Below are 21,349 nucleotides of genomic sequence, written 5' to 3'. Positions count from 1 at the left end.
ATTATCTATCGCGGTGGTTACTGTCCCAGTAGTTTAACTCAGGTCGGTGACTGCTGAGGCATCCAATTCGCCCAATCTTGCGGTTTTAAGAACTTGGAGTAGAGTTCGGCTTCGGGAGAGTTGGGTTCTGGCTCGTAAGAGTATTCCCAGCGTACCAAAGGTGGCAGGGACATTAAAATCGATTCGGTGCGTCCGTTGGTCTGCAAGCCAAAGGTCGTGCCTCGATCGTACACCAAGTTAAATTCAACGTAACGGCCGCGGCGGTAAAGTTGGAAATTACGCTCGCGCTCGCCGTATTCTTTCGATCGGTGCTTTTCAACAATTGGGGTGTAAGCCGGCAAAAATGCCCGACCGCAGTCCTGTACGAAGGCGAACAGCGACTCCCAAGTCCTAGGTTCCGGCACGCCGATGTTGTTGCTGCACTCAGCGGCCTTGCCTTTGACATGATGGTCGCGGTAAAGCGCGCCTTGAGCGCTTTGGTAGTCAAAAAACAGGCCGCCCACGCCGCGGGTTTCTTGGCGGTGGGGGAGGTAGAAATATTCGTCGCACCACAGTTTAAATGTCGGATAATATCCGGGATGGTGGCGATCGCAAGCTGCTTTCAGAGTTTTGTGAAAATGAGCTGCATCCTCAGCCAACGGGTAATAAGGAGTCAAATCCACACCGCCGCCAAACCACCAAATCGGGCCTGCCTCAAAATAGCGGTAATTCAAGTGAACCGTAGGCAAGTAGGGATTGCGGGGGTGTAGCACCATCGAAGTGCCCGTTGCATAGAAATCGTGACCGGCAGCTTCTGGGTGCTTTGCCAGAATCAAAGCCGGCAAACTTTCGCCCCACACTTGGGAAAAATTGACTCCCCCTTGTTCAAACACATCGCCTTCGCGCATGACGCGAGAACGTCCGCCGCCGCCTTCGGAGCGTTCCCAAGAGTCCTCCTTAAATTTGCCAACGCCATCGAGCTGTTCGAGGGATTGACAAATTTCGTCTTGTAGGGTTTTCATAAATTGGCTGACTCTAGCTCTAGAGTCAGCGGGGGGCAAAAACGGGGAAGTGGCTGTTTTAAGTGTTGTAGAAACTGTCATAAAATTTTCTGTTGTCAGATTTGAGTCTTAGATGGGCGATGAATCCCAAATCCAGTCGTCATGTAATTATGCCACCGTAGGTCTGCAAATGATCGCTATGAAGTTACATTAAAAAATAGCAATAAAAATATACTTAAACCTGCGATCGAAAATTCGCAAACCCAATTGCAGAGCTATGGTGGAGAACACAATGCCCAATACACTCGATGTTAGTTCAGTCTTAGAAATCCTGCGACCTGTGCAAGACCCCGAACTGCAAAAGAGTTTGGTGGAATTGAACATGATTCGTAACATAAAAATTGACGGCGGTGTCGTCAGTTTTACTTTAGTGCTGACAACGCCTGCTTGCCCGCTGCGAGAATTTATTGTCGAAGATTGCCAAAAAGCGGTCAGACAGTTGCCAGGAGTCGAAAAAGTGGCGGTGGAGGTGACAGCCGAGACGCCCCAGCAAAAGGGAGTGGTCGATCGCCAAGGCATTGAAGGAGTGAAAAATATTATCGCAATTTCCAGCGGCAAAGGCGGCGTCGGCAAAAGCACGGTGGCGGTAAACGTGGCAGTAGCGCTGGCGCAAACCGGCGCTAAGGTGGGTTTGCTGGATGCGGATATCTATGGGCCCAACGACCCGACAATGTTGGGTCTGGGGGACGCGAAAGTGATGGTTAGGGACGGGAAAAGCGGTGAAAGCCTCGAACCCGCCTTCAACTACGGCGTCAAATTAGTGTCGATGGCATTTTTAATTGACAAAGACCAACCCGTGATTTGGCGCGGCCCGATGTTGAACGGGATCATTCGGCAGTTCCTCTATCAGGTGAATTGGGGCGATTTAGACTATTTGATTGTCGATATGCCTCCGGGTACTGGAGACGCGCAGTTGACAATGGCGCAAGCGGTGCCGATGGCCGGTGTCGTAATCGTGACTACGCCGCAGACTGTGGCATTGTTGGACTCCCGCAAGGGGTTAAAGATGTTCCAGCAGTTGGGAGTGTCGGTATTGGGAATTGTGGAAAACATGAGCTATTTTGTGCCGCCGGATATGCCCGACAAGCAATACGATATTTTTGGTTCTGGTGGCGGGGAAAAGACTGCTGCTGAGTTGGGAGTGCCGCTGTTAGGCCGCATTCCGCTGGAAATTCCGTTGCGGGAAGGTGGCGATTCGGGGGTGCCGATCGTGGTGGGGCAACCGGGTTCTGCTTCAGCCAGGGAGTTGCGGGCGATCGCGGGCCGCATTGCCGGTAAAGTTTCCGTAGCAGCCTTAGCCTAACAAACTCTCGTTTCTGGGCTTTGCCTCGCGTTTTCCTGTACACGAAGATTTGCCTAGTTCTCAGGCTCTGCTTGGGAACTAGAAACGAGAAAAGGTAAACTATAACCAGCAAACTTAACATTCAAAGAATTATGATTTTTCCAGGTTCGGCAGTTCGAGTTAAAGATAAGGGTGAAATTTACTACGCCTTTCAAGGACAAGTCCAGCGAGTTAGCGACGGAAAGGTCGCGGTACTGTTTGAAGGCGGGAATTGGGACAAGTTGATTACGTTCCGGCTGTCGCAGTTGGAACTTGTGGATGCTACGGCTGGTCGCGTGAAATAGTCAGTAGTCAGCGGTCATTAGTCATTGGTAATTGGTAATGGGTAATTAGTCATTGGTAATTGGTAAAGTACCCAAGACCAGGCTACTAACTGAAGACCCTTGACAACCAGCACAAAACCAATGGCTAATGACTACTAACTAATAACTAATAACTAATAACTAAAACTATGCGTTTACCTTTACCCCAGTTTGCTACAAAAGAGCGCCATCCCGATCGCATTGCTGAGGTAATCGAGACGGCAACTTCGGAGTTTTTGGCTCAATGTTTGGAACCGGAAGACTTAAGCTTTCCTGTGATGCCGCCTTTTGGGAGTTGGGTGAAGGCGGAGGATGAAGAGTCGAAAAATCAAATTTACGGCGTGGTTTATTACGCTACGACTAGCCCGATCGACTCGGTGCACAGAGCTCGCGCTTTGGGTTTGTCGCTGGAAGAGTTGCGGGAAGAACAACCGCAGATTTTTGCGATGCTCAAAACCGAGTTTCGAGTGGCGATTGTGGGGTTTGAGGCTGCGCCGGAAAGGTTCAACGGTCACGGCCCATCGAGGGGTAAAATTTATCAGTATTTGCCGCCGCGCCCGCCACAAATTCACCAGGCGGTTTATCGCTGCGAACCCGATGAGGTGATTGATTTTACCGTGCAATTGGATTTTTTGAGGACGCTGCTGGGGGTGGCTAATGCGCCGGTGGATGCGCTGACGGCGGCGGCGATTCGGGAGATTTATCAGTTGCGGATGCGCGATCGATCTTGGTTGGTGGAAGCGGGGAGGAGTTTGAGTGTTTTGCTGAAGGATGATTATGACAGGTTGCGGGTGATTTTGAGTCAGATTCATCCGTAGGGAAAAGCTGGAATAAGATAATCTGGACTTACGCAACAGTGGCTTGACACGCTACGGATAGCAGTAAGGTGTGCAAAGCGCACCTTACATAATTAGGTTCTACGTCAGTCCCGATCTGGTTTTTTGTGAGGAAAAATATTTTATGTGGGTAGAGGTAACACCGCTGAATCAAGTTCCCGAATCGGGTGTCTTGAAGGTAAAAGTTGACGAAACTTCAGTGATTTTGAATCGTCAAGGCCTGAATGTCACTTGTTACCGCAATGCTTGCACTCATTTAGAATACCCGATCGACATGGGTAAGGTAAGCAGCGGTATCATTACCTGTCCGTTTCATAAGTATCAGTACAAATTAGATACTGGTAGATGTTTGAATGCACCCAGCGATGCCCTGGAATCTTATCCGGTAAAAATTGAGGGCGATCGAGTTTTTGTAGAAATAGATTAGTTATTCGTTATTCGTTAAGTCCGACAGGGGTTTAAGCCCCTGTCTCATAGCTACAGTCGTCTCAAGACGACTGTAGATTAATATTTGATATCAAGTCCGGCTTAAATACCCCCTCACTCTCTTTGTCTGTGGAGGCAGACTTTGTTTGACAAAGAGCGGTTTCAACCGCCGAACCATCGAGGGCGTAGCCAACCCTGATTTATTTTCACCCTACCGTTTTCGCGCGTCGCTGGCGGACGAAAATCACCAAAAGCCCGATCGCACCAACCGCCAACAGCAGCCATTCTTCGGGTTCAGGAACCCCCGAAACATTCAGAGGATTATTCGGCTTAGTTAACTCCTCCTTACCCGATTCTACCTCCCGTTCAAATCGATCGCTCTTAGCTTCCGCTGCTTTTAGCTGTTCCCTTTGCGTGTCATTAACTAACACAATCATCGAAGAATAAGGCGTCACCACTTTGAAATTTTTAGCTACTGCGTGCATCGCATCCAGTTGCGTCAGTTGATTTGAACTTTTCTGCTTGCTAAGTGCAGTTATCAACTGGCGCGCAGCTATCGGTTTAAAGCCTTGGTTTCCGGTATCTTTTAACTCTGCAACTGGCGCCGATTTAGCGGTTTTTTTCGACTGCGGGGTTTTGGCATAACTCCAAACATAGCCGTCAACAACGCTAACTGTAGATTTGCCCGAAGCTGCTGTGGTTGCTACTCGCTGCATCGCCTCTTTCATATCCGTAGCAACTCCGCCGCCGCTATCTTGAATAGCCTTTAAAGTTGCGTCGTCGTAACCGGGGGGCAAACCTCCCAAATGCACTGTCCATAGGGGTGAAGAGATGGAAAGTTTAAGTTTGCGATCGTCCGACAATTCGTAACTATGGCGATCGCTCACGACAAATACAGTATCGTAACTTTTATCGCCCCGCAACTGTGCAAACTGTTGCAGCATATCTTTGAGCTGAATCTTACCGTAAAATGTCAGCTTTGTCGCATCGAAATTGCGTACATATCCCACAAACTTAGGTGGCATTCCGGCAGCGCTGGCGACATACAAATCAACAGCATTTTTGCCTTCTGCATTAGCTTTCAACCATTCAAAAGTCTCTTTTACTTCTTTATTTTCCGCCGCCATGCTGCGAGAAGTATCGAGAATCACTGCAAATTTTTTGCCTTGCGGTAACGAGTAATTTGCATCAGCCAACGGCTTAGCAGAAATGATATTTCCTCCCGGTAAAATCGCCTGCTGCGCTGTTAGAGGTTGCTGTGCGGCTGCGGACAAAAAGGGTGGCAGCCAAGTTTCTATTGCTTCTTTCCCGCTGTATTTGACCTCTTTTCCGGCGATCGCGCGGCGAGTATTTTGGTTCCAAAAAATGTTGCGTTTCTCAGCCAAAACAGGCATAGCCCAACCCTGCGGCTGGCGCATGACTTTGTAAGTAAGCCACAGGTGCATTTCCGTTGGCCCTTCTGTTTGGGTGAATTCTCGTTTGGCCGGGATTGGAAAAGCGCGCAAGCGGTATTGTTTGGGGCCAATTTGTTCTAGCAAAGCCGGATCGACTCTTTCTACTACCTGTTGGTTGTAGACTTGCTGGGCCGCACCGCGAGGCGATACAGTAAATGCAAAACGTTTGTTTAAATCGCCAGTATCGCCCAGCCAAACTCCTGTAACTGCGGCGCTTTCCGGCAGCGAAAAGTAGTAGAATACTTCTTGCAAGTTCGGCGTTTGATTTTTGTAAACTTCGTAGAGTTGAACGTCAGCCCAGTAGCCGTTTTCTTTGACAGTCACTTCTTGCGATTGCAACCATACTTTTTCCTGATTGACATTCAGCAAACCCGCTTTAGCTTCTTCCTGGTTTGAGGTTGACTGTACCGCGTGTTTTACTGCTTCTGTGTCGCCTTTTTGCAGTTCCGTATCGAAGAATTCGCCGTAGAGTTTTTCGGCTTTTTCCACATCAGCACTAAAGCCTTGATACAAAAACGGCGACATTAAAAAATTATAGCTGTTCTGCAAAGTTTGAGCCGCGCCGTCAGGGAAAATCCAACTATTTTTGTATATCTCATAAATGTGGTTGTTTTCTCCTACAGTGCTCAGGTAGCGGTAAGGGGACAAATAAGCGTTAACTAAGCCCGCTCGAATCATATCAGACTTGGCTAATAAAGTTTGGCGGCTGCTGTCGTTTGCGGGGTGATTCGCTAGCATTTTCAGTGCTGCAACTTGTGGCTGCTGCTGCAAAGCGGAGAAAATAGCCAGCCAAGCTGCTATGACTCCCAAACTTCCGATTAGCGCTTTATTTTTCCCGTATTGTGCAGCAAAACTCTGCCATATTTTCCGCCCGGAATGAATGTAGAGAAAGCCGTATAGCGAAGGCATGACAACGAATAAGCTACAGGTTAAACCAAACAATATAAACGATAGCGGTATCCAAATTAAAGCCGAGGCCCACGCCCCGTATTTAAACATTTCCAGAAATTGTGAAACCCATGTAAACTTAAAAAATTGAATGACGACAAATAAGAGTCCATAAAGTGTATACAATGCCACAGGTACAGCGTAATAAAGCAGCAATGTTGCCGCCCAAGTGCCAACTACTACCATTAAACTGTGACATCCTAATTGCAGCCACGCACTTCGCTTTTCTCCGATTAATCTGAAAATACGAGGCTGTTTATTATGGGAATTCTGGGAATCGAAAATATTTTGAACATTTTCTCTTTTACCCAGATATCCGTACAGCATTTCCACTGAAAATGCTGCTATGCACAAAGCAATAGTAGCGATAATCTGAGAACTAGCTGGAGTGAGTTCTCGTAGCAGGAACAAGCGGAGCAAACAAAGTAAAAATAACGGTGCTTCTACGCCGTAAAACCAACGCATTAGCTGTAGGGGTTGCTTGCTAAAACGCCTCGCTCCTATTACTGTACATACGGTGGGTACTGCGATCGTAGCTGCCATCGTCAAAGAAAACTCTAGCGGGATGGTGCCATCGATTGTGGCCTTAATTAATGGCCCTCCTATAATAGGCAAAATTCCCAAGTAAACAATCGACAAAAAGGTCAAGTTCCAGATCCAAAAAATTGCTTGAAAAATTCCATCAAATACCTGTTTGATTTTCATTTATTTGTCCTGATAAGCTTTGTTTAACGGTAGTGTATACATCACTCACCAACTCTTTTACTTCATAATTTTCTGCTGGTAGCGAACTGTCAAATAAAATGGAAACTAGCACCCAATTGTGATTTTTGTGAATGATATCACTGCCGATACGAGAGATGAAGTTATCGGTAGTTAGCTGTGCAGATTGCAGCCAGTATGCTGCTGATAATTGGTAGTTTTTGAGAGACAGCCAGCGCCCTGTTACTGAAGGAGTTAGTTGTTTTTTTTCTATGCGATTGACGGGAATTCCGCTCGCTACAAAACACAACTCCGGGGCGTGATAAGTTTGCCAGGATGTGCTCGCTACTGTGAGCATGGAACCGCGCAAGTTGCCGGCGATAAATCGGATTTTTTGTGTTTGCGTGTCTGGATAGTTGCCAAAGAATTTTTGTTCGCTAGGATTGAGGGAAATCGACTCTGATTTAATGTATTCAGGTAATGTTAAAGGTGCGATCGCCATTTTTGACGTTTCTACATGAGACAGTTGAGCCATGACTGCCAAAACTGTCACTGCTGCAATTATTCCGGGTGTTGCTAAAGGGTGATTTGGGAGTATTCCTGAGTTTGGTTTTGCAGAAATACCGCTGGTTTTTTCTGGCTGAAATTTCGGTACTCGTTGCAGCATTAACCAGGTCACAAAACAAGCACAGACTAAACCGACTATCCCCAGTGGAACGTGCATAATTTTTGCTAGGTTTTGCTGTTTAAACACTTCTGAAACCAGGACTAACACGGCAACCCGCGCAGCGTTAGCACACACCAACATTAAGAGATTAGCAGCGCCGACTGCTACCCATCTTAAACTCAATTTACGGCCTTCCAGCCAGGTAGCAGCTAGCAAAAATAGTGTTCCGACTAATAGGGTTTTAATGCCACTACAAGGCACGTCAACGTGAGCTATGCCGTTTTCCAAAACGATAATATCATAAGAAGAAATAGCCCCAATGTGCAGCATTGAGAGCAAGTGTTCTACTACCTGAGCAGTCAGCACTCGCGCCGGCAAACCTAATCCGCTATTCAACTGACTGTTGAATGGTAAAATACAAGCCAGCAAGCCCGCAACTGGCAAGTTTTTTTGCCAAAAGTTCTGCTCCACCAATAAGCCGCACAGCCCGTAAGTTCCGAGGATAAATAGCAGGACATTAACTGGTTTGATATCAATTATGTACTGAAGGGCGATCGAGCAAATACCCGCACCCAACATCAACAGCAGCGGATATCGCCTCAAAACGAAATTGGGTGAAAATCCTGGCGGGCGATCCTCTTCGAGGGCTGCGCTAACGGAGTTCCCGCTCGATCGCACTACTAATGCTACAATCAAAAAACCAATTACTATCTTGTACAGTGTGGGTATCTCAACAAACGAGGATAACAGCCACTTAACTGCCGAGATATTGGCCCAAAACCAAGCAAGGGCTAACAAACAAGGAGCCAGCCAAACCAAATTAACCCCAGAATTGGGACTGACAGCATCTGGAAGGTCAGAATTGGGAATATTGGTGCGCTGCATGATACCGCTTGACATTCAGGTTGGTGACATCTTAGCTCAGCAAAATTAGTAATGTCTAGACCGGTTATTTAAGTTTTGTCAAGCTTCGATTTTCTCTACAGAGAAGCTAGCGTTATAATAATTAATTTTAGCGGAGGTAAAAATGAGCGAAAAAAGCCCAGGATACAAAATTGTTAGCGATAACCGACAAGCGCGCCACCTCTATGAAATTATAGAGACATACCAAGTGGGCATAGAGTTGAAGGGAACCGAAGTCAAATCAATTCGGGAAGGAAAAGCCAATTTACGGGACGGATATGGCTTAGTTCGGAACGGCGAACTGTGGCTGATCAACGTTCACATTTCGCCTTGGAGAAGTGCTAGCAACTATTTTAATCACGAGCCCCGCCGCACCCGTAAATTGCTGATGCACAAGCAGGAAATTCGCAAATTAATCGGCAAAGTCGAAGAAAAAGGTTTGACTTTAGTGCCGTTAAAAATGTATTTGAAAGGCGGCTGGGTAAAACTCGATATCGGTTTGGGTAAAGGCAAAAAACTGTACGACAAGCGCGAAGATTTGAAGAAACGCGAAGACAAGCGAGATATGGAAAGAGCTATGAAGCAATTTTAGTCATCCGTCATTAGACATCTCCGAAAAAGAAACTGAAACCTTTGCTACTCAAAGGGTGAAATTGAATTTCGGAAGATGTTTATTAGTCAGGAGTAATTAGTAATTAGTGATTAGTGATTGTCCCTAGGGATGGATTATTTTAGCTCGCGTTTGGTTAATTACTTATCATAATATTTCTCAATATCTGCCCTTCAGGATTTTGAGGGCTTCCATCGTCACTACAAACTTAATTAGAGTTATTTCACCGGAGTCCATCCCATCGGCTCTCTTGGGGTTGTGCTGGAAACGGTAGTGTGAGCGCCTCCCTCACCCACGCTTTCGGACTCCTACCACCAGAAGTTTTATTTTTATAATCGCCTAAAACTCAGGCGAGCCATCTTATCTCCTAATACAGTCGCATATGGACGATCCTCGCGTAACAAGTAAGTATTATTACTTATCGATCGCCAACAGTCGTGCCTTCTTCCGGGTTCCGGCTTCCCGGTTCTTTTTTTTTGAAAATATCCGGATGGCTTGTGGAGCCCCATGAATGATTAACCTATGCTCGAATACATCTGTGTAGTGGGGCTTTACCCAACCATTCGGCTGTCGACTGACAAACCCTTATGAGAAATCGGCTCAAACCTGAGCCATTTCGTAAGATTATGACGCCATTAGGGTGGCAATTAAATATGGCAAGCTAAATATCGCCCAAATCTCAAGTTAAAAAATGCTAAAAATCACACCATTAGCTAACATTTTCAATGCCATGAAAGAGCCAGCAAAAAAGCATCACAACTCCAGGTGGGGAGCCTTATTGCTGATGCTAGCAGTAGGCTTTAGCGGCTGGAAAATTGCTTTGCCGGAACTGGCATCTTTGTTTAATAATATTGCGTTTGAAAACTACAAAGCCAATCGATTAGCGGATACTCAAAAAGCATATGAGTTAGCCCTCTGGGTAGATCCAAAAAGCCGAACAGCTCTTTACAATTTAGGATGGCTTTGCGAAGAAGTACAAGATTTACAGTGCGCCAGAGGAAAATATCTGCAAGCTGCAAAACTCGGTCTGCCTGCTGCTTACAGCAATCTGGCTCGATTATATATAGTCGATCAAAAAAACTATCCGGCTGCGGTTCACTTCCTGTGGCAAGGTTTGAAATTAGCTGAGGACGATCAAGTAAAATATTCTTTACTCAAAAACTTGGGATGGGCTCGCCTGGAACAGGGTCGATATTCAGAGGCATTGCAACATCTGAATGAAGCGATTAAACTTGATAGTGAAGGACCCGCAACTTACTGCTTAAAAGCGCAAGTCCTAGAAAAAATGAAAAATACGAAGGAAGCGCTACCGCAGTGGAAAATTTGTCTAAAGTATGCGGATTCTCAAGAATTCGATGAGGATATATGGATAGGGATGGCACGTCAACGATTAAACGAGGAAAAAACAAATAAATGAAACGCACAGTTTTGTTTTCATCAACCATACTGGCAATTATAACGGTACTGGAGCTAAGTCAAGCCTCAACAGCACTGCCAACTCCTTCGACTGTTAAAATTACCGTTAATGAATCAGTCGAAACGCCGTTCGACTCCAATCAAGCGAGGAGGTGGCGGTGCAGAGATAGAGATGGTGGAAAATATCCGTGTCCCAGATTCATCATGCCTTCGGAGAGCGAAGAATAAGAGTTATTTTCAATAAATTTTGTAGAGTGTACCATCACCACTTTACAACAACAGGTATGTAGTATGTATTAGTAGTATGTAGGGTGCGCCCTCCGCACCTTATAGCATTTGAGATGTGAGATTAAGAATTGAAGAATTGGAAATAACTTATGGCTATAATGGTTTGCAGCTTGCATAAAGCTGCATTCTTTTTTTTGCACTGATATAACTCTCAATCATTGCTGTGTCGGCTATTGCTGGAATCCGCACTGGGCGGGGAGAAAGCCCCGCCAGCAATTTTATCTACTCGGCCTCCGTCAAAGCTGAATCTTGCTGCTGATGCGAGTTGCTGTAAAAACTAGCAATAATCGCCACCATCAACCACCAAAGCATATTAACTTCCGGCCGGTACCAAACTGTATCGACAAAACCGTGGGCCATCATGCCGGCTAAAGTTGCGATCGCCCCAATCAACCAGAACCCCTGATTCGATTTGAGATTTTGGATTTGAGCTTCTTTCTCTAAACTAGAGATTTTAAATTGTGAATCCCGCAGATGTTTGATCTGCAACAAACCTTGATTGACGGTGACAGTCATCAGCCAAAGGAAACACATTAAACCGATAAAACCGGTTTCCACCGCAATTTCCAGCAGCACGGAATAAGCGCTCAAAGCAGTGAATTTGGGCCTCATATAAAGCGGATAAACTTTATTAAAAGCAGTGTTTCCCGGCCCAATTCCGAGAATGGGTCGATCGCGAATCATGTCAACCACCGCCGTCCAAACATTAATCCGAAAATTGTTACTGCTGTCATCTCGGCCGATAAACATACTCGAAACTCGATCGCGCAGAGGCTCCAATAAAGCCACTCCCAAAATTAAGGCTCCCGCCAAACCTCCTAATCCTAACGGCAGCGCCCAAGTTCGCCAGAACCGAGGCATCAAAGGGCTGTACCAGTACCACAGCAGCACTAAAAATACCACCAGTAGAGCCACAAAACCGATCCAAGCACCCCGGCTGTCCGTGTAGCGCAAACACGCGCAATTCACCACCAGCATCGTCAGCGCTAAAACTTTTGTTCCCCATCCTTTCCACACAAAAAGTGCGGCGGCGCTCAATGCAATAGCAGGAAGCAAATAAGAACCCAGCAAGTTTGGATTGCCCAAAAAGCTGTAAACTCGCGTGACATTGGCTTGAGTAGAAGTCGGATCGTTCCAAGTAGCTAATGGTGGCACTTTATCAATCCACTGCCGCACGCCGTAGAAACTGACAATTAAAGAGACGTTCAAAAATACGGCAATTAACCACGATCGCCAACGGGGCGATCGCAATATCCGAGCCATCAGCGCAAAAAACAGCAAATACAGCGTTAGCTTGCTCCAACCAGTAGCAGCGGCGACTTTCACCGGCGACATCGCCGTTGCGACAGTGGCTATGCCCCAGTACAGCAGAACCAGCAAATGAATCGGCGTGAAGGGGATCTCGCGATCGTCCGAAACAGTCAGCAGCACCCAAAATGCAGCGCTAGCCGCCATCAACACCCCCACCAAGGCATTGTTTACAAACGGCGCCAAACCGAAAGTCAAGGCCAGCAAAACAAAACCCAAGGGTTCGGCCCACTGCATCAGCCAGCTACTCTGCCGCCAACTGCGTAAAGAGCCGATCGCCAAATTGAATAAATAACTTCTACTTTGCCACTGAGAGAGCGGCAAATTTGCCAGAGTTAACTGTTGCCAAACTGAATTCATTTTTAGATTAATTATTGGTAATTGGGAATTGGGAATTGGGAATTGAGTCTAAAAGCATGGACAATTGGTAGTAACTCCTATCTTGCGCCATTCTTCCTTAAGGCTTTTCTGGTCGGCTCCCCAAAGAATAAATTTCTTGTGGGGGGAACGCGATGCCGCGCATAAAAGCCTTATTGAGAATGGTGCAACATCTCAGTATTAATTAACAAATGACTTGTTTCTTCTTCCTTCTTCTTTCCATCCGTTACATCCGTTAGAAAATCCGTTGCCGAACTTCCTTCTTCCTTCTTTAACCTTCCAACAATTCCGTAGCATTTGTGCAGGGCAGCCAGAGCACGTAGCGATATCCAGATTCCGGGGCGCCTTGAATTGAGAGTTCACCGCCTTGAATTTCCACCAACTGGCAGCAAAGCAGCAGCCCCAAGCGTTCCCTGGCTCCATAACCAGCTAACACCGGTGCGGTATCCTCGGCATTCTGGGCCACCAAATCCGCCAACTCAGAAAACGCCAGCGTTAATCGCTGCGAACCCTGTGTCGGGAGTGGCGCTTCGAGTCCGAGGGAGTCGGTTTCCGAGTGCAATGGCGAACCGCTAAGAGATCCGGCCTTCAACAAGTAGTCGGTGTAGAGTTTAGCATGGGGCAAACTTTCCCCTAACCAAGGATGAAAAACCCAAACTCCAATGTTGATACCGTCTTCTTTCCGAGAAACGTGGACTCGAATCACGCTGCCTGCGCCAGCAGATTGAATAATGCTAAAAATTAAGTGGTGCAGCATTTGCTGAACCTTATCTTTATCCACCAACCAGATGCGCGACCCGGGCCCCATCGACAAATTAATTTCTTGCTCTCGTCTACTTGCCACCGACGACAGGATTGTCACAACCTGTTGGCACAAAGTTTCTATATCGACTGCGGTTCGCTTCAAGGTGAAAGCGGAATCGTCTAGTTCTGCCAGTTCCAAAATTTCTTCAACTAGCGATCGCAAAGAGCGGCTGCTGTCTTGGATCACGTCAATATATTCTTTTTGCTTGCTCGTTAAGGGGCCATAAATTTCTTGTTTCAACACGCTTGCCATGCCGAGGACAGAAGTGAGCGGTGTGAGCAATTCCTGCGCTAAATTATTCAGCAGTTTTACTTTAATTGAGTTAGTAGACAAATCGATAGGTTTGTTAGTCATCGCTAATTTTTATTGGTTCATTGTCGAGCGAGGGTTTGCGGTTCATTAGACCTATTCCAAAAGTCTATAACAATCTGTTTATAATTCACCACAAAAAAACTTAGTGAAGAAAAATATATATTCCTTCTTCCCTAGAAGCTCTTCCTTATTTGAGTAATTAAGATTTAATCATTGCTTCTAAAGCTGATTGCAAGTCTTGAGTGAGTTCGGCAACTGCTAACCTGCGGCTGGTTTGATATCGATCCCAACGATCGCTCACTGATATAGGTTCGCCCACGGTCATTTGTACCTGCTGTTTGCCCAACTTCGGTCTGCCGAAAGGATTTCCCCCTTTGATGCGAGCCAGTACGTCCCACAGCAGTAAAGTTGTTTCTGCCAAACGTTCTGCTGTCAGTTGTTCTGCGACGTACCTGCCCGTGACGGACACGAAACTTTCTACAAGTCTCATGTGCCACATCCGAAGGCTTGCTTCTTCAGCGAGGCGATCGGCTAATCCTCTTTCTAAGGGAGAAAGTGCTGCAATATCTTTGATATCTTCTCGGTAAATATAATCCCAGCCTGCTTGTTCCACACGGCGGCAGCGGTCTATTAAACTGCCTTTGGGCTTTAAGTTAAAATATTCTTCTGCTACTTGCAAACCCACATCTAACAGGGCTTTCAGTCGAGCCATCATTACTTCATTTCCCGAATCATTTCCCGTTTTTTCTGGTAGCGATAATGATATTAAAATAGATGTTTCAGGCTGTAAATTTTTATGATAAAAACGGCTGTAAAACTCTTCCATTACTGCTAGTAAATGGCTGCCCAGTCGAATCAGGCGCAGATATTGGAATTTATGATTGTGGTTTTCGGAATCGGGATTTGCGGTCTCTAAATTAGCGAGATCGGTGCGTTCTAAGGGTGGCAGTCCGCAATCAATTTCTAATTGAGTTAAAAGTTTTTCTAGGGGTTGCCAAGGTGGGTTGACATAGCGGTATTGAATGCCGATCGGCACAATTAAAACTTTTTCAGTGCGTCCGGCTTTCAGCAAATCTTCAACGCACCAGAAGCCCATTTGAGCAATTCCCGGTTCAAGGGGACTAACTATTTCATTGTGACCGTTGGTAGCGCCTTCTGGGGCGGCGGCGATCGGGAATTGGCTGTTGGCAAATAAATTGCGGGCCGATCGCAATCCGACGCGATCGATCTTCCCGCGAACAATCGGAGTGCCACCGAGTTGGGAATACAACCAGCCGACTCCTGCACCGGCCCACAGGGGAATGCCGCGATCGTAGATAAAGTGGGAATGTACCGGGAATTGCAGGGGAATGCCTTTGGCGCGCGCTGCCTGGGGAACGAGTTTCCAAATTAGTTGTCCCAAACAGTAGGGATCGTCTGAATTGGGGTGGCGGAAGGCTAGCAAGAAGCGAACTTTCTGATTTTGAAATTGGTGGAAGAGTTCGGCGAGGGTTTCGACATTTTCGGCTTGAACGTGGCTGATACTCGTCCGAAATCGCAGCCACCAAGGGAATATTTGCTTACAACCTTGCATCACTAGCGGGTTGTAGGCTGGGGGTATGAATTCCAGCGGCGGCTGAACTTGGCTAATTGAATTGGGCATTTTGGGATTTTAAATTTTAGATTTTAGATTACTAGGTTGGGGTAAAAACTGCCAATTTTTAGAATGCTGAAGTTTTTTTATTAACCGCAGAGGACACAGAGGACACGGAAGAAGAGAGGAGATAGCAAAGCGTGTCAATTTAACGTCAAAAGTATGACCCGTCTTGGATTGAATATCATGTCGAGTCGATCGACCCCAATATTTTGGTCGGGGCGGGTTTACGGGGTTTCTGGCTTATATTACAGATCGGGGGTGAACTAACCCTGACAAGAATTACGATTATTTTACAGGACTAGATATGAAACCATCATATTTTTTACCCCCCTGTCCTTGACAAGGGGGATGCGAGGGGGTCAATCAATTTTAGATTTTATATTTTAGAATTGAAGCATTGATCCCACGGATAAATTCGAGGGCTTGCTTATCGGATACAGGTTTTTTATCTCTCCACGGAAGAATCCGGGGGCTTGTATCCTGGATGCTTTCGGTCAGAAACTCGACTAAAAACGAGATTTATTCTCAGTTTCAGCCTTGAACACAAATTTTTGCCATCCAAAATCTAAAATCTAAAATCCTATTGTGCGGCTTCAAATATCATTTCTTGGAAGTTAATGACATCCGATCGCGGATCGCAGTGGGTGACTTTGACTTCTAGCCGATCGCCTATTTCGACCGATCGACCAAATCGCATTGCCAATTCTAAACCCAACTCTTCCAATAAAATCAATCCCAGATTGCTGTCTTCCCTCAACCAGCGCAGCATTAAAGCTTCCCAAACTTCGTCTGGGTTGCGCCGCAAATATTCCAATCCCCAATAGCGGTTAGTTTGGCGTTCGACAGTGGATGCTTCTTTAACTGCGGTGCCGAGACACATCACAATGTCCTGTATTTCTTCAGCGGAAAAAGGCAGTGGTTCGCCCCGCAGGTGGGCTTTGATTTGGAAGTGAGTCAGCAAGTCGGTATAGCGGCGGATCGGGGAAGTAACTTGAGTGTATAATTCCAAACCCAAGCCGGCGTGGCGTCCGGGGGTAAGGCCCATTTCGCTGCGGGGCATACACCGGCGCAGGGCGCAAGCGCGGGCGGGGCCTGCGGGCACGGCCAGCAGTTCTTCATCGGGAGGAAGTTCGGGCTGCGGCTGATAGCGGTAGGGTATGGGCAGGTTGTGAGCTTGACCGTAGCGGGCGGCTAGTTCGCCTGCTAAAATCATCATTTCGGCTACTAGCATCCGGGCTGTGGAGTCGTCGATGACGTGGATTTTGATGTCGTCGCCGTTGACTTTGATGACTGATTCGGGCATGAAAATGCTGATTGCGCCTTGGGCTTCCCGCCATTTTTGCCGCAGTTTGGCCGCAGAGGCGATCGCTGCTATTTCTGGTTCTGCTTCGATTCCCAACTCCAGCATTTCGTCTACGTCATCGTAGGTCAAGCGGTAGGTGGGTTTTATGGTGCTGATGTGGATGCTGTAATCTTGAGCCGCGCCGATTTCGTCTAAGGTGACGCTGAAGCTGAGCGCGCTGCACTCTTTGCCTTGAATTAAACTCATCGGCCCGGTTGCCAAAGCTGGGGGAAACATGGGGATCATTCCCGTGGGCAGGTAAACCGTAGTGGTGCGCTTTCTGGCTTCGAGGTCGAGTTCGTCTCCGGGGGAAAGCAGGCGGGTGGGATCGGCGATGTGTATCCATATCCGCTGCTGGCCGTTTTCGAGGAATTCTAAGCTGAGGCCGTCGTCGATTTCGGTGGTGCTTTCGTCGTCGATCGTGTAAACCTTGAGGTGAGTTAAATCGAGACGATTTGTGTCGGAGTCGGTTGGGGGATTTTCTAGGCAGCGTTGGGCCACTTCTAATACCTTTGCGGAGAATTGTAGGGGAATTTGGCTGCGCCGCAAAAACAGGTTTTCGTGGGTACTCCACAGGCCGAGATCGACTAGGAGACCAAATGCTGCTTCGGGGTTTTCGGACCGTTGTAAGCTGGCTAAAGTTTCTAAGGCTGGGGTGCGGTGCGTTGCTTCTTCTCCGAGGAGGGCAAAGCGTTCTAGGGCGTCGAGGCGAGTTCGATCGCTGTGTTCCCAATCTACATTTTCCCCTGCCAGCCGCTGTTTGACTCGATCCCAAAATCCTTGGGATTCTTGGTGTCGCTGCTGTTCTACTTCTTGCTGGTGTTTGATTTCGGCTACTTGGGCTGCCGGTCGCGGTTCGTAGCGATCGCCCTTTTGTTTGAAATACAGTTTGTCTGTTGATAGCAAACAGTAAGCCGCGTAACACTGGGCGGGACTGCGTTCCGAAAATAGCAGCATTGCCAGGGCTTCGGGATCTGTGGTTTCTCCGTCGCCGACTAAAAGTTCCCAAGCGACTTCCAAACTCGACGGATCTGAGTATGCTTCTACTTCTTTGAGAAATTTGGGAATATCGGAGGGTTTGTAAGTTTCTCCGACTACTTCGTAGGTGATTTGTTTGGGCGGTATGCTGTGCGGTTGACCGTTTTCGTCTACCACGACCCAGTTTTTCTTGCCGTCGGGGCGATCGGCAACTGCCAGACGGCGGTCGCCGTGCACTCTAAATTCTACTAACGTTCCCTTCTCCACTTGCCAGCTTTATATTTGAGATTTTGGATTTTTACAGTAGCCACTTATCGAGTTTCGAGCTTGCGATTTTAGATTTTGGATATTGGCAATTTTTCTGGTCAATTGTGAAAGTTAAAATCTAAAAAGTTGTTTTTTCTTCTTGCTTTTTTTTAACTTCTGACTTGTGATTAAGACTTGCGCTGCGGCTACTCTTAACCCTTTTTTGCGATTATTTAGCTGCATTCTTGCTGCACTATTAATGACAGAAAGACGTTCTTTTTGCGCAAGTCTTATTCCCAGTCCAAAATCTAAAACCCAAAATCCCAAATCCTGTTAACCTTCTTGGTTTACGAAGGGCATCAAAGCTACAATTCTTGCTCTTTTGATGCTTCTGGTCAGGTCTCGCTGCTGTTTGGCAGTCAAACCGGTAATCCGGCGGGGCAAAATTTTACCGCGTTCTGTGACGTATTTTTTGAGTAAATCGACATCTTTGTAGTCGATAGGGTCTCCAGGTTTGATGGGCGAAACGCGCCGGCGAAAGTAAGTCATGGTTTGTTGTTTGTTGACTGTTGTTTGTTGACTGTTGATTGTGAGTTTTTAGTTATTAGCCGTTAGTTGCTAGCCGTCAGGAAAGCATTGGTTAGTTATCTGCTTTTTGCCGATCAATATCAATTGCCAACAACTGATGACTGATGACTAAGGACTAATGACTAATCACTACTTGATCTCTTTGTGGGCCGTGTGCTGGTTGCAGTGGGGGCAGAACTTTTTGAGTTCCAGCCGCGCCGTCGTGTTGCGACGGTTCTTGGTGGTGGTGTACCGAGAGACGCCTTTTGAGCGTTTGCTTACGTTTGTACGGCACTCAGTACACTCTAGAGTAATTATGATGCGGACGCCTTTAGCCATAATTCTAAATAAATTTCGACTAATTTAAACACAATTTATTATCTTCTCACATTGCTCTGCACTTGGTCAAGCAATCTTCTAACTTTGATGTCTAGGGAGTAGCCACGGCGGGCTCCGACGATGATCGTCCCGCCGATGCGATCGTGGAAAGCTTGGGGAAACCTTTCGGTGGAGGTGAGGGCAACGCTACAGTCGATCGCCAGGGGCAGAATCAGCAGCAAGACGGCGGCGTTGGTAGATGTGATCCCAGCTATACCTGCGAAGGCTAAGGCGGCGCAAAAGCCCAGTAAGGCTTCGCGCTTGCAGAGTTCTTGCACTCCGGGAGTCCGGTGGAATCTGGTATCGGCAATTTTCATGTCCAAGGCCCAGCGCCCGATACTTTGACCTTGGTTTTTCCTGACGATGGCTACGCGCAGGATCAGCCACAGCAAAACAAAAAATATCGTTTGGACGATCGCATTAGTGCCCAGAAGCAAACTGGGCAGCCAAACAGCGATTCCGTCGATGCAGAGGGCCGCGGCGCGGCGGCCGAGGGATACTTTGGGAAGGAGAGGAACTAGGTCGGAACTCATAGGCAAAAAGGTCGATCGCCACTAGCTACTTTTTCATATTAAGCGGTGGATTAATCGATCGGCATCAATGGGGCGTAACTCAACTTCCAAGCCAACCGCTAATTATTCAAGCTGAAAATGGATTTTCGCCAATTCCCAACTGCTTTTTCGAGTTTTCCACTTCTTCCCAAAGTTTTTGTATTTGAGTAAATGCCTGTTCCACAGAGATTTTACCGTTAGATGTCAAGGAACTGATGTAACCCACTCGCTGAGAAAACTCTTGTAAATTCGCATTAAATACCAAATTCTCTGGCTTTACTTCACCGTAATAGCGATTTTGAGGATATAAAAAATTTGAATTTGCTACCATTGCTTTAACCTCGCCTGAAAACTTGTTTCCTGAACTAATAGATATTATAAACCGCGATGACCTTCTAAAGTTGTGTTGTAAGTAGCAGAAGTCATGTGACATTTGGCGAACTTTTTTGTGATGGCTATTACACCGACAGATCGGGGGAACAAAAACCTCCGTAATTTCACTTGTACAATTTACGCAGGCGGGGTCAACAACTAAGTTTCTGCCTTAAGGCTTATAACTTCGGATTTGCCGTCCCAACCAGGTTTTTGTTAGTGCAGGACTGAGTTATTGAAATAAGTGACAAAAAAACCAAAAATGGATAATATTATTGCAGACATCAATAGTTAGATTTTTAGTAAAAAACTGCATAATGTCTGCAAATGCGCGTCATCAGAGCATGGTAGTGGTTGAAAACTTAACTTTTATTTGCGGTCTGCTTTCCACCCTGTCCATTTTACATCAAGTTGCTCGGCTCAATATCAAGGTTGAAAATGCAATGAGACAATGCACTAACAAGGCATTGGACAGTAATTCGCAGGAGGTTTTAGGACAATGGTTGACTACTCGCTTTTCACATTGAAGCTTTTCTCGGCACTAGGCAGCGGGCTGATGGCTGGAGTCTTCTTCGCCTTCTCGACGTTTGTGATGAAAGCCCTTGCCCGACTCCAACCAGCACAGGGTATTGCCGCTATGCAAGCCATCAATATAACGGCGATCGCTCCTTTATTTATGACGGCGCTATTCGGAACGGCTGCCGCTTGCATCTTTCTGGTTATCTCGTCGCTGTTAAAGTGGCATCAACCCGGTGCCTCTTACTTGCTCCTTGGCAGCCTGCTCTATCTTGTCGGTACTATAGGAGTGACGATCGCGTTCAATGTGCCGCTAAATGATGCGCTGGCGACTGTCGATCCAAGCAGCACTGAGGGTGCGAGCCTATGGGCTAGATACTTGAGCGACTGGACGTTCTGGAATCATGTTCGGACGGCTGCGGCGCTTGCGGCATCGGCTTCACTTACCATTGCGCTCTGTTATCGAGCGGTACAATTTTAATTTTACATTTTTAATTTTGATCGATCGCGGGATAGATGCGATCGCAAAAACGAAATTTATTGAGGAGGGTAATTATATGGTTGTGCTGGTGGGCGGTCATCTTGATGTTGCTCATAAGCGTCTTTATTTGAATTAAAAGAAGCAAATAAAATAAACATTATTATCAGTAGTATGATACCTCCACACCCAGACGAAGTATTTTTTTGAGAAGGATCATCCTGTAATTGATTTGGGTTTTCGGTATTATATTCAATGTTTTGAGTAATATCTTGGGTATTATATTCAATGTTTTGAGTAATATTTTGGGTATTATATTCAATGTTTTGACCAGTTCTATAAACTTCCCTAATTTTTATTGCCGCGTTTGGATCGCTAAGATATTCAAGATATGCACAGGCAAACTCAACAATTGCTGTTGTATCTACACCTCTTCTACTTTTCCATACCCATGTTCCGTATTGAGTTACATATAGCAATCGCAAATGGTTTGTAAACCATCAATTATGTATAATGAGGTAGGTGAATCTAAGTAGGAGTCGAAATGT

21 protein-coding genes are annotated in these 21,349 nt (G+C 46.5%); 8 read left to right on the top strand and 13 right to left on the bottom strand.

Annotation, left to right across the window (positions count from 1 at the left end; translation table 11 throughout):
• Positions 1-38 precede the first annotated feature (38 nt).
• Complete coding sequence (gene hemF, locus QUA45_RS05345; protein ID WP_333219838.1) at positions 39-1,082, bottom strand: oxygen-dependent coproporphyrinogen oxidase; 1,044 nt, start codon at positions 1,080-1,082, stop codon at positions 39-41.
• Between the two features lie 190 nt (positions 1,083-1,272).
• Here hemF and QUA45_RS05340 point away from each other — a divergent pair, with 190 nt between their 5' ends.
• The 4 genes from QUA45_RS05340 (at position 1,273) to QUA45_RS05325 (ending at position 3,947) form a co-directional block, all read left to right on the top strand.
• On the top strand, positions 1,273-2,343 hold the full coding sequence (locus tag QUA45_RS05340; RefSeq protein ID WP_333100498.1) for an Mrp/NBP35 family ATP-binding protein: 1,071 nt from the start codon (positions 1,273-1,275) through the stop codon (positions 2,341-2,343).
• 131 nt (positions 2,344-2,474) lie between these two features.
• Entirely contained in the window at positions 2,475-2,666 is a 192-nt protein-coding gene (locus QUA45_RS05335) for an NAD(P)H dehydrogenase subunit NdhS (protein WP_006631389.1), read from the top strand.
• Between the two features lie 167 nt (positions 2,667-2,833).
• Positions 2,834-3,502 carry an HAS-barrel domain-containing protein gene (locus tag QUA45_RS05330; RefSeq protein WP_333100500.1) on the top strand — a complete coding sequence of 223 codons (669 nt, stop codon included), beginning with the start codon at positions 2,834-2,836 and terminating at the stop codon, positions 3,500-3,502.
• Positions 3,503-3,644: 142 nt separating this feature from the next.
• Complete coding sequence (locus QUA45_RS05325) at positions 3,645-3,947, top strand: Rieske (2Fe-2S) protein (protein ID WP_333100501.1); 303 nt, start codon at positions 3,645-3,647, stop codon at positions 3,945-3,947.
• 205 nt (positions 3,948-4,152) lie between these two features.
• Here QUA45_RS05325 and QUA45_RS05320 read toward each other — a convergent pair whose 3' ends face one another.
• Positions 4,153-7,053, bottom strand: a complete 2,901-nt coding sequence (locus tag QUA45_RS05320) for a TIGR02921 family PEP-CTERM protein (RefSeq protein ID WP_333100503.1) — start codon at positions 7,051-7,053, stop codon at positions 4,153-4,155.
• Positions 7,031-8,617 carry an exosortase O gene (xrtO, locus tag QUA45_RS05315; RefSeq protein WP_333219836.1) on the bottom strand — a complete coding sequence of 529 codons (1,587 nt, stop codon included), beginning with the start codon at positions 8,615-8,617 and terminating at the stop codon, positions 7,031-7,033. The genes QUA45_RS05320 and xrtO overlap by 23 nt, the downstream gene beginning before the upstream one ends.
• A 127-nt stretch (positions 8,618-8,744) precedes the next feature.
• On the opposite strand from xrtO, the gene smpB reads away from it, so the two are divergent.
• The 3 genes from smpB to QUA45_RS05300 all read left to right on the top strand — a co-directional run bounded on the left by smpB (position 8,745) and on the right by QUA45_RS05300 (position 10,874).
• Positions 8,745-9,212 carry an SsrA-binding protein SmpB gene (gene smpB, locus QUA45_RS05310; RefSeq protein WP_006631384.1) on the top strand — a complete coding sequence of 156 codons (468 nt, stop codon included), beginning with the start codon at positions 8,745-8,747 and terminating at the stop codon, positions 9,210-9,212.
• 709 nt (positions 9,213-9,921) lie between these two features.
• A complete protein-coding gene (locus tag QUA45_RS05305) occupies positions 9,922-10,647 on the top strand; it encodes a tetratricopeptide repeat protein (RefSeq protein WP_333219835.1) in 726 nt (241 codons plus the stop codon).
• Positions 10,644-10,874 carry an Osc7112_2153 family protein gene (locus QUA45_RS05300; RefSeq protein ID WP_333100508.1) on the top strand — a complete coding sequence of 77 codons (231 nt, stop codon included), beginning with the start codon at positions 10,644-10,646 and terminating at the stop codon, positions 10,872-10,874. Before QUA45_RS05305 ends, QUA45_RS05300 begins: the two co-directional genes overlap by 4 nt.
• A gap of 282 nt (positions 10,875-11,156) precedes the next feature.
• On the opposite strand, the gene QUA45_RS05295 is transcribed toward QUA45_RS05300, so the two are convergent.
• The 9 genes from QUA45_RS05295 to QUA45_RS05255 all read right to left on the bottom strand — a co-directional run bounded on the left by QUA45_RS05295 (position 11,157) and on the right by QUA45_RS05255 (position 19,766).
• On the bottom strand, positions 11,157-12,602 hold the full coding sequence (locus tag QUA45_RS05295; RefSeq protein WP_333219833.1) for an IctB family putative bicarbonate transporter: 1,446 nt from the start codon (positions 12,600-12,602) through the stop codon (positions 11,157-11,159).
• A 289-nt stretch (positions 12,603-12,891) separates the two neighbouring features.
• Entirely contained in the window at positions 12,892-13,779 is an 888-nt protein-coding gene (locus tag QUA45_RS05290; protein WP_333150187.1) for a histidine kinase dimerization/phospho-acceptor domain-containing protein, read from the bottom strand.
• Positions 13,780-13,936: 157 nt separating this feature from the next.
• A complete protein-coding gene (locus QUA45_RS05285; RefSeq protein ID WP_333219831.1) occupies positions 13,937-15,379 on the bottom strand; it encodes a 1-acyl-sn-glycerol-3-phosphate acyltransferase in 1,443 nt (480 codons plus the stop codon).
• 574 nt (positions 15,380-15,953) lie between these two features.
• Positions 15,954-17,960, bottom strand: coding sequence for a ribonuclease R family protein (locus tag QUA45_RS05280; RefSeq protein WP_333219829.1), 2,007 nt, complete (start codon positions 17,958-17,960; stop codon positions 15,954-15,956).
• A 111-nt stretch (positions 17,961-18,071) separates the two neighbouring features.
• Positions 18,072-18,266 carry a hypothetical protein gene (locus QUA45_RS05275; RefSeq protein ID WP_333100514.1) on the bottom strand — a complete coding sequence of 65 codons (195 nt, stop codon included), beginning with the start codon at positions 18,264-18,266 and terminating at the stop codon, positions 18,072-18,074.
• A gap of 6 nt (positions 18,267-18,272) precedes the next feature.
• A complete protein-coding gene (gene rpsR / locus QUA45_RS05270) occupies positions 18,273-18,488 on the bottom strand; it encodes a 30S ribosomal protein S18 (protein WP_006631377.1) in 216 nt (71 codons plus the stop codon).
• A 168-nt stretch (positions 18,489-18,656) separates the two neighbouring features.
• Positions 18,657-18,845 carry a 50S ribosomal protein L33 gene (gene rpmG, locus QUA45_RS05265; protein ID WP_190658616.1) on the bottom strand — a complete coding sequence of 63 codons (189 nt, stop codon included), beginning with the start codon at positions 18,843-18,845 and terminating at the stop codon, positions 18,657-18,659.
• A 38-nt stretch (positions 18,846-18,883) separates the two neighbouring features.
• Positions 18,884-19,417 carry an RDD family protein gene (locus QUA45_RS05260; RefSeq protein WP_333219827.1) on the bottom strand — a complete coding sequence of 178 codons (534 nt, stop codon included), beginning with the start codon at positions 19,415-19,417 and terminating at the stop codon, positions 18,884-18,886.
• Between the two features lie 106 nt (positions 19,418-19,523).
• Positions 19,524-19,766 (bottom strand): DUF7219 family protein, encoded by a 243-nt coding sequence (locus tag QUA45_RS05255; RefSeq protein ID WP_333061297.1) that lies wholly within the window; start codon positions 19,764-19,766, stop codon positions 19,524-19,526.
• Between the two features lie 540 nt (positions 19,767-20,306).
• Between QUA45_RS05255 and QUA45_RS05250 the strand changes: the two genes are divergently transcribed.
• Positions 20,307-20,804: an anthrone oxygenase family protein gene (locus QUA45_RS05250; RefSeq protein WP_333219825.1), complete on the top strand. Its 498-nt coding sequence runs from the start codon at positions 20,307-20,309 to the stop codon at positions 20,802-20,804.
• A gap of 56 nt (positions 20,805-20,860) precedes the next feature.
• On the opposite strand, the gene QUA45_RS05245 is transcribed toward QUA45_RS05250, so the two are convergent.
• Positions 20,861-21,280, bottom strand: a complete 420-nt coding sequence (locus QUA45_RS05245; protein ID WP_333219824.1) for a hypothetical protein — start codon at positions 21,278-21,280, stop codon at positions 20,861-20,863.
• Positions 21,281-21,349: the final 69 nt, after the last annotated feature.

The organism is Microcoleus sp. Pol12A5 (assembly GCF_036701435.1).
In the GTDB taxonomy this organism is placed as follows: domain Bacteria; phylum Cyanobacteriota; class Cyanobacteriia; order Cyanobacteriales; family Microcoleaceae; genus Microcoleus.
This window is presented reverse-complemented; position numbering and strand designations above follow the sequence as displayed.

Bases quoted from the DNA above. Each gene is read 5' to 3' on its own strand.
- hemF (WP_333219838.1), bottom strand. From the start codon at position 1,082: ATGACAGTTTCTACAACACTTAAAACAGCCACTTCCCCGTTTTTGCCC.
- QUA45_RS05340 (WP_333100498.1), top strand. From the start codon at position 1,273: ATGCCCAATACACTCGATGTTAGTTCAGTCTTAGAAATCCTGCGACCT.
- QUA45_RS05335 (WP_006631389.1), top strand. From the start codon at position 2,475: ATGATTTTTCCAGGTTCGGCAGTTCGAGTTAAAGATAAGGGTGAAATT.
- QUA45_RS05330 (WP_333100500.1), top strand. From the start codon at position 2,834: ATGCGTTTACCTTTACCCCAGTTTGCTACAAAAGAGCGCCATCCCGAT.
- QUA45_RS05325 (WP_333100501.1), top strand. From the start codon at position 3,645: ATGTGGGTAGAGGTAACACCGCTGAATCAAGTTCCCGAATCGGGTGTC.
- QUA45_RS05320 (WP_333100503.1), bottom strand. From the start codon at position 7,053: ATGAAAATCAAACAGGTATTTGATGGAATTTTTCAAGCAATTTTTTGG.
- xrtO (WP_333219836.1), bottom strand. From the start codon at position 8,617: ATGTCAAGCGGTATCATGCAGCGCACCAATATTCCCAATTCTGACCTT.
- smpB (WP_006631384.1), top strand. From the start codon at position 8,745: ATGAGCGAAAAAAGCCCAGGATACAAAATTGTTAGCGATAACCGACAA.
- QUA45_RS05305 (WP_333219835.1), top strand. From the start codon at position 9,922: ATGCTAAAAATCACACCATTAGCTAACATTTTCAATGCCATGAAAGAG.
- QUA45_RS05300 (WP_333100508.1), top strand. From the start codon at position 10,644: ATGAAACGCACAGTTTTGTTTTCATCAACCATACTGGCAATTATAACG.
- QUA45_RS05295 (WP_333219833.1), bottom strand. From the start codon at position 12,602: ATGAATTCAGTTTGGCAACAGTTAACTCTGGCAAATTTGCCGCTCTCT.
- QUA45_RS05290 (WP_333150187.1), bottom strand. From the start codon at position 13,779: ATGACTAACAAACCTATCGATTTGTCTACTAACTCAATTAAAGTAAAA.
- QUA45_RS05285 (WP_333219831.1), bottom strand. From the start codon at position 15,379: ATGCCCAATTCAATTAGCCAAGTTCAGCCGCCGCTGGAATTCATACCC.
- rpsR (WP_006631377.1), bottom strand. From the start codon at position 18,488: ATGACTTACTTTCGCCGGCGCGTTTCGCCCATCAAACCTGGAGACCCT.
- rpmG (WP_190658616.1), bottom strand. From the start codon at position 18,845: ATGGCTAAAGGCGTCCGCATCATAATTACTCTAGAGTGTACTGAGTGC.
- QUA45_RS05260 (WP_333219827.1), bottom strand. From the start codon at position 19,417: ATGAGTTCCGACCTAGTTCCTCTCCTTCCCAAAGTATCCCTCGGCCGC.
- QUA45_RS05255 (WP_333061297.1), bottom strand. From the start codon at position 19,766: ATGGTAGCAAATTCAAATTTTTTATATCCTCAAAATCGCTATTACGGT.
- QUA45_RS05250 (WP_333219825.1), top strand. From the start codon at position 20,307: ATGGTTGACTACTCGCTTTTCACATTGAAGCTTTTCTCGGCACTAGGC.